Origin of the sequence: Levilactobacillus brevis, assembly GCA_021383565.1 — a bacterium.
Classification (GTDB): domain Bacteria; phylum Bacillota; class Bacilli; order Lactobacillales; family Lactobacillaceae; genus Levilactobacillus; species Levilactobacillus brevis_B.
Genome location: CP079699.1, coordinates 1016184 through 1029548, shown reverse-complemented (window position 1 = coordinate 1029548; position 13365 = coordinate 1016184). Strand labels below are relative to the sequence as shown.

Below are 13365 nucleotides of genomic sequence, written 5' to 3'. Positions count from 1 at the left end.
CATGGATTTAGAAGAACACGTCGAATCCACCGAGGAACTTTATGACGGTGTGATTGTAAAATTAGAACGGCAGAGCGTTCGGCTTCCCAACGGCGATACCGCGACCAGAGAAATCGTCCGGCACGCGGGTGCGGTGGGAATTTTGGCGCTGACTGACGATCACAAGATGATTCTGGAACGGCAGTGGCGGGCACCAATCGCCGCCGCAACCCTGGAGATTCCGGCCGGCAAGCTAGATAGTCGGGATGCCGATAACGTCGAACACGCGGTGATGCGGGAGCTCAACGAGGAGATTCGTTACCAACCGGGCCAGCTAAAACGAATTACCGGATTCTACTCTAGCGTCGGGTTTTCCGATGAGTATATGACCTTGTTTATGGCGACGGATTTAAAGCCCGTGACGACCAAGCTACCCCGTGATCGCGGGGAAAACTTGGAACTCTTGACGGTCACGAAACAAGAGGCTCAGGCCATGATTGAGAGCGGTGAGATTAACGACGCCAAGACGATTACGGCCATCTATTACTGGCTATTACAGAAGTAGGTGACAGCGATGAACGATGATTGGCAAGATCACAACGAACCGCCCAAGACGAGAGCCGATTACCGCCGCGAGCAGGAACAGGCCGAAAAGGACTTTCAGGAACGCGACCGTAAACGGGTTCAAGTTGAGAAGGAGTATGCGCGCAAGCACGGCAATCCCAAGGGCAATGAACCGACCGAAGAACCACCCATGGATCAACGTGTCAGCCCAACCGAGATGAAACAAAAGCGACTGGGCCACCGCCTCAATTGGGCGATTTTTTGGTTAGTCGCCTTAATTATTATTGTTTACTTGATTCTGTTCTTTATGAATTAACTAAAGGTTGAAAGTTTACAAACAAATCACCATTAAACTAGTCATCAACGCCACCTGTGGCTGCCAGAGATTCCGGCGGGGGACCGCCTGCGGCCTGTGGAGCGGTCCTCCGGCTCGGTTTTAAGCCTAGCGAAAGTCGCCAGTCTCCAAACACGTCCCGCGCTGTAAGCTGACTCAAGACGTCAGCTAACACCGCTGTCACGGCTACCTCCATCTCCGGCTGCCTCCGGTTACGATGATTGAAAGCCACTGAACGTGTGGCGACATCGCTGGCGTGACCACGTTCGGCCGATTTAATTGGATACACTTCAAGTAGCCGTGAGTGAGTCAAATTTGGTCTCAGCCGTGGGATTTTCCAAGTGTTCTATCTTGTAAAATGGCGTCTTTGAGACGCGGGCTGACGGCTTAAAGCGAGGGACAAGACCGCCTTTTGGCTTGGCCCGTCCTGCCCACCGCGATCCAGACCAAATTTGGCGAACGGTAAGGCGGCCAGTATGCGACTAGCATATTATAATAGTCGTTATCCTTGTCACACTACGGATGCTAGCTGTTTTCTAGCTTTCAACCTTCAGTGAACTAAAGGGAACCCGGGCTGAGACTGAGCAGCCTACTCAGCCCAAAGTTACTAGCGAGGTTAGAACACTGTGGCTTCCGGGACTTTGAACGAGTCCCAGTGGCCGCGACAAAAAAGTTTAAGGAGAACACCACATGACATTTGGAATTCTTTGCGCCATGGAAGAAGAAATTAAGGAATTACACGAAGCACTGCAAGATGCCAAGACCACGAACATTCACGGCCTTGAATTTTACGAAGGGACCATCAGCGGCCAAAACGTTGTGCTGGTCCGGTCCGGGATTGGTAAAGTCGAAGCCGGTTTGACGACGGCTTTACTGATTACCCAATTCAACGTGGATCTGGTGATTAACTCGGGTTCAGCCGGGGCCTTAGCAGCCGACCTGAACATCGGGGATGTCGTGGTGTCGACCGAGACGGCCTACCACGATGCCGACGCGCGGGCCTTTGGCTACGAATACGGGCAATTACCACAACAACCAGCCCGGTTCCCTGCTTCGAAAGAATGGGGTGAAAAGATTGTTGCCGCCGCAGCAGATACGGGACTGAAGACCAAGCTCGGTTTGATCGTTTCCGGCGACCAATTTTTGAACAGTCCAGAGACCATTAAGGCCATCATGGGCCACTTCCCAGATGCGTTGTCTGGTGAAATGGAAGGGGCCGCCGTTGGTCAAGTTGCTCACCAATTTGACGTGCCTTACGTCGTGGTCCGGGCCATGTCCGACAACGCCGACAATGATTCTGGCGTTAACTTTGATGATTTTATTATTGATGCGGGACACCGTTCTGCACAGATGCTATTAGCCCTGTTAGCCGCGCAAGACTAACTCGGCCGCTCAGGAGGTTTTTAGAGTGAAAGAGATTCATATTGATAACAGTCACGCCGTTCAGGAGATTTATCTGGACAACGCTGCGACGACGCCCATGGCCCCGGAGGTTTTGGCGGAGATGACCGATAAGATGGCCAACGTGTACGGCAACGCCTCCACGTTGTATGGGCTGGGGCGCCAAGCACACACAGTGATGGAGAATAGCCGTCAAGTCATTGCCAACAGTATCAATGCGGCTAGTGACGAGGAGATTATCTTTACCAGTGGGGGCAGTGAAGGCGATAACACCGCCATTACGCAGACCGCACTGGCTCGGCAGTCTTTGGGTAAGCACATCATCACCACCGAAATTGAGCACGAGGCGGTCTTAAAGCCCCTCCACGCACTCGAAGAACAAGGGTTTGAGGTGACCTACCTGCCTGTCGATGAACACGGCCGGATTAGCCTGGATGACTTCAAGGCGGCGTTACGGGACGATACCATCCTCGTGACGATCATGATGGGCAATAACGAAGTGGGTAGCCGGATGCCGATTCACGAGATTGGTGAAATCTTAAAGGATCATCAGGCCTGGTTCCACACGGATGCCGTTCAGACTTATGGCCTGCTGGACATTGACGTTCAGCGCGACCATATCGACCTGCTGTCAACGTCGGCCCACAAGATTAACGGTCCCAAGATGATTGGGTTCCTCTACAAACGCGAGGGCGTCAACTTCCCTAGTCTGATTAAGGGCGGCGACCAGGAAGAAAAGCGTCGGGCCGGTACGGAAAACGTGCCCGCCATTGCCGGTTTTGCCAAGGCGGCTGAGCTTTTGACGCCAGAAGTAAAGGCGGAGAAGCGCGCACGGTTCCATGGTTTTAAGGAACAGGTTGTTCAGGGCTTGACCGCTAATGGCGTAGACTTTGAAGTCAATGGGTCATTGGAAGGGGAAAACCTCGACCACGTCCTGAATATCTGGATTAAAGGGATCTCCACGTACGTGATGCAGACCAATTTAGACCTGGCCGGGATTGCCGTGTCCGGAGGATCTGCTTGCACGGCCGGTTCCATTGAACCCTCCCACGTTTTAACGGCGATGTTTGGTGAAAAGAGTCCCCGGATTGCCGAGTCCATTCGGCTATCCTTTGGTCAACAGACGACCAGCGACGAGATTGACGCGTTTATCAAGAACGTGACGGCAATCGTCAAGCGATTAAGTAAGAAGCATAGTGAGGTGAAGTAGGATGTTATTCGAGAAGCAAATGCAAGTTGATGGTGATCCTGATATTTACGAATTGAATCCGAATGTGAAGTCGTACGCCTTAAAGGATGTGGGTTTCCAACTGTCCAACGCCGGCAACTACACGCTGGAACGGTCGGTGGACCCCACGTCACCGTACAACCGGAATCAGATGTTACGGGTGGTCGTGGCCAAGGATCTCAGTGGCTTTAAGATGTCGACGACTAACGCGTCTGGTAACCGGCGGGTCAACATCTTCAAGGGTGCGCACGCCAAGGGAAACGTGGAACAATACCACTTTATCTTGCAGAACCTGATTGACCGCGAAATTATTCAAAAGAAGGCTTAAAGCCGAATAAAGACTGCGCCTTGCCGATTGTGGGTTCTAAAATATCTGTTGTTGGTAATCAACTTAATTGGTTACTGGCAGCAGATATTTTTGTATACTGTATAGAGTAAAAATGGGTGACGAATTGTCAAGTCAAGCGCAACTTTATTCCAAAGAAAATTTCTGATGGACTCTTCCAGCCTAAGACCTTACGTGGTCGGTTATTTAATGTTTCAATGAACTGACAAATATCTTGGTCAGTGAGTTGATCTAAATCAGTTCCTTTTGGGAAATACTCACGAATAAGACCATTTGTATTCTCGTTAGTTCCCCGTTGCTGTGGTGCGTGTGGATCTGGAAAATAGACCGGAATACCTAGCTCTTGACTAATTTCACGATATCTTGCGAATTCAGTCCCACGATCCGGCGTAAGCGTACGAACTCGTTTGGGCGTCACAGTATGCAATAAGTCAATCATAGCTTGTGTAACGTTCTTGGCGTTTACTTTGGAAACTCGTTGAGATAGTAAGTAACGTGATTTACGGTCCACCAACGTAACTAAAGCTGAACGTCCAGTCTTACCTCGAACGGTGTCACCTTCCCAATGGCCAAACCAGCTCCGGTTATCACACGACACTGGCCGCTCATGGACTGAAGGAACATCATTAAACCGCCCCCGTCGTTCATTGATTGTTCCTTTGACCTTGCGAGTTTTGCCACGATGGCGGAGTTTACGGGCAAAACCACGAGCGCCACGACTCTTACGTTTAATTCCCAAATTATCACGTTCAATTCCGCGATAAATGGTGTTGTAACTAATTCGCCATCCACTATTTTCGTGAAGTAAACGCCCTGAGATTTGTTCGGGAGACCATTGGTATTGAACGATGCAGCGAAGGACAAAATCTCGTAATTTCAGGTCAGTTAGGAGTCTAGGACGGCGGCTCTTCAGTCGGCGCCTTTGGTAGCTCTCTTGTGCTTTGACAGCTGAGTATGCATCACGACCGCCATTGCGTGTAACTTCACGTGATACAGTGGCTTTAGAACAGCCAATTTTCTCCGCAATAACTTGATAGCTATCGTTTAAAGTGACGCCTAACAGTATGCATTCTCGGTCTTTTAAGGTAAGATGTTTGTACGAACTCATAGCCTAAAATCTCCTTTAAATGATTGTTGTGGTGACTTCATTTTACAGGACTCAGGCTATGAGTTCCTTTTTTATCTTCTTACTTGTTGCACTTCAATTGTAAATTCGTCGTACAAAAAAGGGATATAGTCGCAGATCTATGTCCATCCACTACCACATTTCAAGAGAAAGAAAGTGACTATATCCTATGTCCAATGATACTAAAATTATTCTGGGGATAAAAGACCCTAATATCAAAAAACTGAAAATAATGAATCCCTTAGAAGTAAAGGGACCACTCAAGGTACAGGCACTTTTAGACTACCGTCCAAAAGCTTGTCCTAAATGTGGCGTTTTGAACCAGAAGAGCATTATCAAATACGGTTGGCGTTGGACCACGGTTAAACTCCCACAAGCTGTTGAACGAGACGTTAAACTTCACCTTAAAAAACGTAATTTCAAGTGTAAGCAATGCCATCAATACTTTCTGGCAGAAACGTCGTTGGTTCAGCGAAACCACACCATCTCTAACGTCAGCCGGATCTCGTGTTTAGTAAAGCTCAGTGAGACGGTTTCAATGCGACATATCGCAAACGAATTAAACATTTCGAGTACGAGTGTTTTACGAATCATGCGTAGCTACCAACCGGATATTAAGACAAATTACAGCTGGTTGCCAGCAGTTATTAATATGGATGAAGTCAAGTCTACCAAAGATGCCAAAGGTGCAATGAGCTTTGTCTTTATGGACGGTATGCGAAACGAATTTATCGATATCCTTGAATCACGAACCCTGTATGATCTCGAAAAATACTTCAATCGATATACTAAGGCTGCGCGAGAAGGCGTGAAAATCATTGTGACAGATATGAATTACACGTATCCGCAATTGACAGAAACCGTTTTTCCAAACGCGATTGTGGTAACCGATAGGTTCCACATCGTGAGTTCTATAATGCGTGGTTTCAATCGTGTGAGAGTTCGTATAATGAAGTCCTATGCCAATTCAAATATCAAACATAAGATCTTAAAACGATACTGGAAACTACTCTTAAAACCTAACGAAAAGCTGAACTTCAACGTCTATCATAATTTCACTCATCTCTCAGGAATTAATACTGAGAATAGTACGGTCGATTACATTCTCAGCTTCAATGATGGATTACGCCAAGCGTATGAGCTTTTACAGACCGTTCGGCGAGCCGTCAAGTATCATCACACGTCCAAACTAGTAACCATTCTAGACAAGAAGAATGATTACTCCGAAGAGCTTGAAACACCGTTAAATACGTTGAGAGAACACCAAGAATCTGTGTACAATGCGCTAAAATACAATTATTCTAATGGACCAATGGAAGGTATCAATAATAAAATCAAAGTAATCAAGCGAGTCAGCTACGGATTCGGTTGTTTTAGTAGCTTTAGATTAAGGATTCATCTAGTATTCGGAATTAAAAAGGCTGCCTAATCATAATACGATTAGGCAACCTCAGACAGCCGATTACCAACAACAGTTGACAAAGAGCCCGATTGTGGTGGGCGCAGTTTTTTAGTGACCTACTAAAGGTTGCAAGCCAGAAGACCGCTTCTCAGGCCGCAGGTGGTCCCCACAGTGCTGGAATCTCTGGCAGCCGCAGGGGGTGATGACTAGTTTAATGGCGATAAGCCTCGTCAGCTGGGAACTGAGGTGTTTTTGCCCTGTAATGTTGTGAGAAAACGAGGCGATTTGCCTTGTCACGTGGGCCGGCTGCCCTATGTTTTCTGAAAGGAAACGCCAGGCTTGCAAATCGCCGGCAAAATAGGTAAACTAGGCAATACTGGATTTATGCGACCTTCAAATCGTAGATTCTCCAGAATCTGAATGAAATGATGGTGATACCATGCAGGACAACAGCCAAACGCGGGTTGTCGTTGGTATGAGTGGCGGTGTCGATTCCTCCGTCGTGGCTTTGCGGCTTAAGCAGCAGGGTTATGACGTGATCGGTGTCTTCATGAAGAATTGGGACGATACGGACGAGAACGGTGTTTGTACCGCCACGGAAGATTACAAGGATGTAGCCAAGGTAGCCTCAGAGATTGGGATTCCTTACTACTCGGTTAACTTTGAAAAGGAGTACTGGGACCGTGTGTTCACGTACTTTTTGGACGAGTACAAGAAGGGCCGGACGCCGAACCCCGACGTTATCTGTAACAAGGAAATCAAGTTCAAGGCCTTCCTTGACTACGCGTTGGAGTTGGGTGCGGACTACATTGCAACCGGCCACTACGCGCAGTTGACGCGTGACGAGAATGGCAACGCACACTTGATGCGTGCCGTTGACCAGAACAAGGACCAGACGTACTTCTTGAGCCAGTTATCCAAGGATCAGCTGGACCGCGTGATGTTCCCAATCGGTGACTTGGTTAAGCCTCAGGTCCGTGAGATTGCGAAGAACGCTGGCTTGGCTACCGCCGACAAGAAGGATTCCATGGGAATCTGCTTCATCGGTGAAAAGGGCCACTTCAAGGACTTCCTGAACACGTATCTGCCAGCTAAGCCCGGCAAGATGATGACCGTCGATGGTGAAGTCAAGGGCGATCACGCCGGCTTGATGTACTACACGATCGGTCAGCGTCGCGGCTTGGGTATCGGTGGTGACGGTGAAGATAACGAGCCTTGGTTTGTTATCGGTAAGGACCTGACCAAAAACATCTTGTACGTGGGGAAGGGCTACCACAATCCACACCTCTACGCGACCCATCTGTCGGCTTCCGACATTCATTGGGTGAACACGATCGACCGGGGCAGCGACTTCCACTGCACGGCGAAGTTCCGTTACCGTCAGAAGGATACCGGTGTCACGGTTCATCTGAGCGAAGACGGTCAGCAAGTCACGGTAGAGTTCGACGATCCCGCCCGGGCAATTACGCCGGGTCAGGCCGTGGTCTTCTACAATGGTGACGAGTGCTTGGGTAGTGCCATTATCGACGCTGCTTACAACAAGGACCGCGAGTTACAGTTGATCTAGTCGGTGCCCTAAGGTTTTGGCGGCTCATCTATAACCCCTAAATAAGAGTCATGATCACCCGTTAACGAGGGCCTCCCCGTTAGCGGGTTTTTTGAAATTTTCGTGTATGTTTCTTTGAAAAATAGCTGAAAACTGGCATAATAAGGTGATGTGACTGTTTCTTCTATGGGGCAGTAATGATGAACGATTAACCAAAAAAGAGAAAGGTAGGCGCCAAGCTTTGAAATTATACTTTGTACGCCACGGGAAGACACAGTGGAATTTGGAGGGTCGTTTTCAGGGGGCAGGCGGCGACTCTGAGCTCTTAACCGAGAGTTACCAGCAAATGGTTCAGGTCGGCCATTTCTTACGCCGCACGCGCTTTCAGCATGCTTATTCGAGCCCGATTCGGCGGGCCCGGGTGACGGCGCAACACGTGATTAAGGAACTTCACCAGCACGTGCCCCTGACGTTGATGAGTCGGCTGGAGGAATTTCACCTGGGGAAGCTGGAAGGCATGGCCTTTGATGACGTGAAGCAGCAGTTTCCGGCCGAATTGGATGCCTTTCGTAACCATCCCGACCAGTACGAGACCAGTCGGATTGGCGGGGAGACCTTCCAAGAGGTTATTGACCGCATGACGCCGGGAATCGAGACCATTGTGGCGGCCAATCCTCAACCCGAAGCCAACGTGTTGGTGGTGAGTCATGGCGCCGCACTGAATGCCGAGATTAATGCTTTACTCGGCACGCCATTACCCGATCTGCGCAAACGCGGCGGGATTCGAAATACCAGTGTGACGGTGCTCGAGACCACAGACGGTGGCCAGCACTTTGAACTCCGCGATTGGAACGATACGAGCTTCTTAACGGCGGCAGCCACGCCGACCGATACGATTTAGAAAATAAGGTGATCATAAACATGACGGAACAACAAGCAGGGCAAGGTAGAGAACAGGACAAACAACGCTCTGAACAAATGGTCCACAAACTGGTGCAGCGCATTGACAGCTACCCTGGTGATGCGGACACCTACTATGAATTAGCGACGGTCCTCGTCGATCTCAATTCCTTTGCTCAGGCGGAGGAACTCTTGATGAAGGCACTGGGACTATTTGCCGCCCAACCGGAAACGGTGGAAAAGCTACACTATGGCTTGGGTAACGTCTACTACGCGGCCCAGGATTATCCGAAGGCCATCGCACAATTTGACCAGCTCGGTGCGCAGCTGAAGGGTGCTGGCTATCTGATGATGGCGCAGAGTTACATGGCGAGTGGTGATCACAAGCGCGCGCTGGTCTTTGGTTTGACGGCGCTGGGGAGCCAGCCCCAAGACGTTGCAACCTTGCAGGTGGTGGCCGAGAACCTTCTGGCGCTGGGCAACATGACGCAGGCCGCGCAGTACTACGACCAAGTCTTACAGTTGGATGCCCACAACGGCCGGGCCAATTTCGATCGCGGCCTGGTGGCCATGGTGCAGGGCGAGAATTACGGTCCGTATTTTAAAGCAGCTAAGACGTTAGACCCCGCGTATTTTGAAAAGGGTCAGAAGAAGTTGGCCGATATCGAACGGTTTATTCAGACCCAAAAGGGCCAAACCACGGACACCAAAGAATAGTTAGGAGGAGACAAGCAGATGGCATCCGAATCACTGGATTTATTCGCGGCGGACCACGATGATCAGGCCGATTACGTGGTTGGCACCGTCAGTGCGGTCTTCTTCGCGAGTCAGGATAGTTTTTACAAGGTCATGTTAATCAAAGTGTCCGAGACCAGCTTGGACTGGCACGAAGACGAGATTGTTGTGACCGGGAATTTCGCCGACGTTAAGGATGATGTGACCTACCGGTTTACCGGCAAGAAGGTTGAACATCCCAAGTACGGCGTGCAATTTCAGGCGGATAATTACCAAAATGAAACGCCCACTTCCCGTAGTGGGGTCATTGCCTATTTGAGTGGTGATGACTTCCCGGGATTGGGCAAGAAGACGGCGACTAAGATTGTCGATCAGCTGGGCACTAATGCGATTGAGAAGATTCTGGACGATAGCTCTGTCTTGACGCCGCTCGGGTTATCCGCCAAGGTGGTCGCCACGCTGGTCAGCCAGTTGCAGACCAACAACGGGATGGAACAGATCATCATCGGCTTAAACGGTTACGGTTTCGGGAGTACGCTCGCGGCGGCCATTTACAACCGTTACGAGGCCAAGACACTCGACGTGATTCACGACAATCCCTATCAACTTGCCGAGGACATCACCGGGGTCAGCTTCAAGCGGGCCGATCAGATTGCCACCCAGCTGGGGTACGCTGCGGACCGTCCCGAACGGTTGCAAGCAGGGCTACTCCAGACGCTGACGGATCTGTCGGTGGCTAACGGGGACACCTATACGACGGCCAAGCCACTGTTGGCCAATACGCTGAGTCTGTTGGAAAATGCGCGGAACGTGCGCTTGAATCCCCAAGACATTGCCGATCAGTTGCTGGAATTAGCCAAGCAACAAAAGGTAGTCGGAGATGATCAACGCATTTATCTAAAATCGTTGTACGATGCGGAATGGCAGATTGCCGAGCACCTACAGCGTTTACTGCAGGGCGGCGACGATGAACCAAAATTCAGTGATGAGGCGATTGCCAAGCAGGTACGGATCGTGGAGAAACAGGCGGATATCGTTTACGATGCGTCACAGACGAGCGCACTGACCGCGGCGGTGAAGGCTAAGGTGCTCTTACTCACTGGGGGACCGGGGACCGGGAAGACCACGATCATTCGGGGCCTGGTTAACCTGTATGCCCGGCTCCACGAGGTGTCACTCGACATTAATGAATATAAGGATAAACCGTTCCCCGTTCTACTGGCGGCACCGACTGGACGGGCGGCCAAGCGGATGAGCGAATCGACCGGCTTGCCGGCCAGCACCATTCATCGGTTGCTGGGCCTCACGGGTCGCGAGGAGGACTTAGATGCTGCGGCGACCAAGGACCTCGAAGGTGGCCTGTTGATTATTGATGAAACGTCGATGGTCGACGTCTATCTGATGAAGACTCTCCTGCGGGCCGTACCGGTAGGGATGCAGGTCATCCTGGTGGGTGATAAGGATCAGCTGCCTTCCGTCGGGCCGGGTCAGGTCTTTCACGACTTGCTAGCCAGCGATCAATTACAGAAGATTCAGTTGGATACCATTTACCGTCAGGGGGATGGCTCGTCCATTATTCCATTGGCCCACGCCATCAAGAACGGCCAGCTACCGCCGAACTTCACGCAGAATCAAGCCGACCGCTCGTTTATTCCCTGCCACGCTAATCAAGTGGAGAGTGTGATCGACCAGATTGTTGCCAAGGCTCACGCCAAGGGGTTCACGGCCAATGACATTCAGGTACTGGCACCGATGTATCGGGGGTCAGCGGGGATTGATCGCCTCAACGTGGTCCTACAGGATATTCTGAATCCACGGAAATCCGAGCGGACCAAGGAGGTCGAATTTCGCAATCAGAAGTTTCGAATTGGCGATAAGGTCTTGCACCTCGTTAATAGCCCGGAAAATAATGTCTTCAACGGCGACATTGGGACGATTACGGGGATTGATCTGAGTGCCAAGGACAAGAAGCTCAAGGCCGATCAACTGACGATTGCCTTTGAACAGACCGAAGTAACCTATTCGCGAAATGACTGGAATCGACTGACTCTGGCCTACTGCATGTCGATTCACAAGTCACAGGGGTCGGAATTTAAGATGGTCATTTTGCCGATGGTGGGGCAGTATAACCGTATGCTTCAGCGTAATCTGCTATATACGGCGGTGACCCGGGCCGCGGACATGCTGATTCTATTGGGTGAGCCGAATGCGTTTGCCACCTGCGTGACGAATCTGTCCGTTAACCGTCGGACGACGCTGACCATGCGGATTCAAGGTGTCTTGGCACCGGACGCAACGCCAACGCCCGAAGCCCCGGCAGCTTCCGAAGCGCAGCCGTCCAAAGATGAGAAAACGGTGGCGCCGACGGGGGAGACGCCGCAAGCGCCTTCAACGTCCGCCCCGACACCGACCGAACCGGCCAGTTACCGCTTAACACCGGAGTTGGTGCTCGGTCGGCAGATTGACCCGATGATTGGCATGCAAGGGATTACGCCCGCACAGTTCATGGCAACAAACTAAAAGTGCGGCGTGAATCGTTGCGTTTCCAGCCAAAGATTGCGATAATGTAAACAGTCAATTAAGCAAGGTGCTGATGACTTGGGGGCACGAAACTTACCGGCCGCGGTCGAGAAGTTTGCGATCCACCCAGGCCAGCACCCATTAAATCATAAATGAATTTGGGGAAACCCACTGGGAGGCTGTTATGGCAGAACATGTCGAAGCTGGCAGAATGAAAGTTTTTGCACTGAATTCCAACCGGCCACTTGCGGAAAAGATCGCACAGGCCGCTGGCGTTGAGCTGGGTAAGGCAACGATCAAGCACTTTAGTGACGGTGAAATTCAGATTAGTATCGATGAAAGTATTCGTGGTGACCAATTGTTCATCATCCAATCGGTCTCTGATCCGGTCAACACCAATCTGATGGAATTGTTAATTATGGTTGATGCGGCGCGGCGGGCAAGTGCCGATAAGATTAACGTGGTGATTCCGTACTACGGGTACTCACGGGCCGACCGCAAAGCCCGGTCGCGAGAACCCATTACGGCCAAGTTGATTGCCTCACTGTTACAAATGGATGGAGTGAGCCGGGTTATTGCATTAGACCTACATGCCGCCCAACTCCAAGGATTCTTCGACATTCCAGTGGATCATTTGCAAAGCGATCGGCTATTGGCCAGTTACTTTGTGGACAATCCCGAGATGACGGACGATAACTTCGTTGTTGTGGCGCCGGACCATGCTGGTGTGAGTCGGGCACGGCGGTTAGCCGAATTGCTCGGGGCGCCGATTGCCATCATTGATAACCGGGACGATACGGAGAACACCGCACATCCCGATGCCGTGATTGGAAATGTGCAGGGTAAACGCGCCATTCTGGTCGACGATATTATTGATACCGCCCTCCGGATTACCGTGTCTGCCAGAGCTTTGAAGGCCGCGGGGGCCGCAGATGTCTACGCCTGCGCCACCCACGCGGTGCTCTCTGGTCAAGCGACGGCGCGTATCGAGGACTCGCCGCTGGAAAAAGTGGTCTTCACCGATTCGATTCAGTTGCCAGACGAGAAAAAGAGTGATAAGTTTGTGGTACTGTCGGTTGGCGAATTGTTCGGTAAAGCGATGGATTTAATTTATCATCAAGAGCCCGTGGATTCCTTATTCCACAAGGCATTGAAGCAGCATAAGCAGTAAACGACGAGAGCCGTCACGCTGGTGATGGTTCTTGTTTTGTGTCTTACCGAATCGGCAAAAGAGGGAATCATGGTTCGATAAGGATGGTTACCAAGATTTAGAGAAGGAGCGAG

General features: G+C 50.8%; 12 protein-coding genes. 11 read left to right on the top strand and 1 reads right to left on the bottom strand.

Translation table 11 applies throughout. The annotated features are described in order from the left end of the window. Position 1: 1 nt before the first annotated feature. From KB236_04875 to KB236_04855, 5 genes are all read left to right on the top strand, one after another. Positions 2-544, top strand: a complete 543-nt coding sequence (locus KB236_04875; GenBank protein UIF30062.1) for an NUDIX hydrolase — start codon at positions 2-4, stop codon at positions 542-544. Positions 545-553: 9 nt separating this feature from the next. Next, the gene (locus KB236_04870) at positions 554-859 is read left to right on the top strand and encodes a hypothetical protein (GenBank protein UIF30061.1); all 306 of its coding nucleotides are present in this window, start codon (positions 554-556) and stop codon (positions 857-859) included. Positions 860-1567: 708 nt separating this feature from the next. Continuing rightward, on the top strand, positions 1568-2260 hold the full coding sequence (locus KB236_04865; protein ID UIF30060.1) for a 5'-methylthioadenosine/adenosylhomocysteine nucleosidase: 693 nt from the start codon (positions 1568-1570) through the stop codon (positions 2258-2260). A gap of 25 nt (positions 2261-2285) precedes the next feature. Beyond that, positions 2286-3488, top strand: coding sequence for a cysteine desulfurase (locus KB236_04860; GenBank protein UIF30059.1), 1203 nt, complete (start codon positions 2286-2288; stop codon positions 3486-3488). A gap of 1 nt (position 3489) precedes the next feature. Further along, the gene (locus tag KB236_04855; GenBank protein ID UIF30058.1) at positions 3490-3834 is read left to right on the top strand and encodes a DUF1831 domain-containing protein; all 345 of its coding nucleotides are present in this window, start codon (positions 3490-3492) and stop codon (positions 3832-3834) included. A gap of 127 nt (positions 3835-3961) precedes the next feature. On the opposite strand, the gene KB236_04850 is transcribed toward KB236_04855, so the two are convergent. Beyond that, a complete protein-coding gene (locus tag KB236_04850) occupies positions 3962-4960 on the bottom strand; it encodes an IS30 family transposase (protein UIF30057.1) in 999 nt (332 codons plus the stop codon). Positions 4961-5210: 250 nt separating this feature from the next. Here KB236_04850 and KB236_04845 point away from each other — a divergent pair, with 250 nt between their 5' ends. From KB236_04845 to KB236_04820, 6 genes are all read left to right on the top strand, one after another. Continuing rightward, entirely contained in the window at positions 5211-6407 is a 1197-nt protein-coding gene (locus tag KB236_04845; protein ID UIF30056.1) for an ISL3 family transposase, read from the top strand. A 412-nt stretch (positions 6408-6819) separates the two neighbouring features. Next, on the top strand, positions 6820-7947 hold the full coding sequence (gene mnmA / locus KB236_04840) for a tRNA 2-thiouridine(34) synthase MnmA (protein UIF30055.1): 1128 nt from the start codon (positions 6820-6822) through the stop codon (positions 7945-7947). A gap of 220 nt (positions 7948-8167) precedes the next feature. Next, a complete protein-coding gene (locus KB236_04835) occupies positions 8168-8827 on the top strand; it encodes a histidine phosphatase family protein (GenBank protein UIF30054.1) in 660 nt (219 codons plus the stop codon). Positions 8828-8847: 20 nt separating this feature from the next. Next, on the top strand, positions 8848-9543 hold the full coding sequence (locus tag KB236_04830) for a tetratricopeptide repeat protein (GenBank protein UIF30053.1): 696 nt from the start codon (positions 8848-8850) through the stop codon (positions 9541-9543). Positions 9544-9561: 18 nt separating this feature from the next. Next, positions 9562-12081, top strand: coding sequence for an ATP-dependent RecD-like DNA helicase (locus KB236_04825; protein ID UIF30052.1), 2520 nt, complete (start codon positions 9562-9564; stop codon positions 12079-12081). A 184-nt stretch (positions 12082-12265) separates the two neighbouring features. Then, positions 12266-13252, top strand: a complete 987-nt coding sequence (locus tag KB236_04820; protein UIF30051.1) for a ribose-phosphate diphosphokinase — start codon at positions 12266-12268, stop codon at positions 13250-13252. Positions 13253-13365: the final 113 nt, after the last annotated feature.

Bases quoted from the DNA above. Each gene is read 5' to 3' on its own strand.
- KB236_04875 (UIF30062.1), top strand. From the start codon at position 2: ATGGATTTAGAAGAACACGTCGAATCCACCGAGGAACTTTATGACGGT.
- KB236_04870 (UIF30061.1), top strand. From the start codon at position 554: ATGAACGATGATTGGCAAGATCACAACGAACCGCCCAAGACGAGAGCC.
- KB236_04865 (UIF30060.1), top strand. From the start codon at position 1,568: ATGACATTTGGAATTCTTTGCGCCATGGAAGAAGAAATTAAGGAATTA.
- KB236_04855 (UIF30058.1), top strand. From the start codon at position 3,490: ATGTTATTCGAGAAGCAAATGCAAGTTGATGGTGATCCTGATATTTAC.
- KB236_04850 (UIF30057.1), bottom strand. From the start codon at position 4,960: ATGAGTTCGTACAAACATCTTACCTTAAAAGACCGAGAATGCATACTG.
- KB236_04845 (UIF30056.1), top strand. From the start codon at position 5,211: ATGAATCCCTTAGAAGTAAAGGGACCACTCAAGGTACAGGCACTTTTA.
- mnmA (UIF30055.1), top strand. From the start codon at position 6,820: ATGCAGGACAACAGCCAAACGCGGGTTGTCGTTGGTATGAGTGGCGGT.
- KB236_04830 (UIF30053.1), top strand. From the start codon at position 8,848: ATGACGGAACAACAAGCAGGGCAAGGTAGAGAACAGGACAAACAACGC.
- KB236_04825 (UIF30052.1), top strand. From the start codon at position 9,562: ATGGCATCCGAATCACTGGATTTATTCGCGGCGGACCACGATGATCAG.
- KB236_04820 (UIF30051.1), top strand. From the start codon at position 12,266: ATGGCAGAACATGTCGAAGCTGGCAGAATGAAAGTTTTTGCACTGAAT.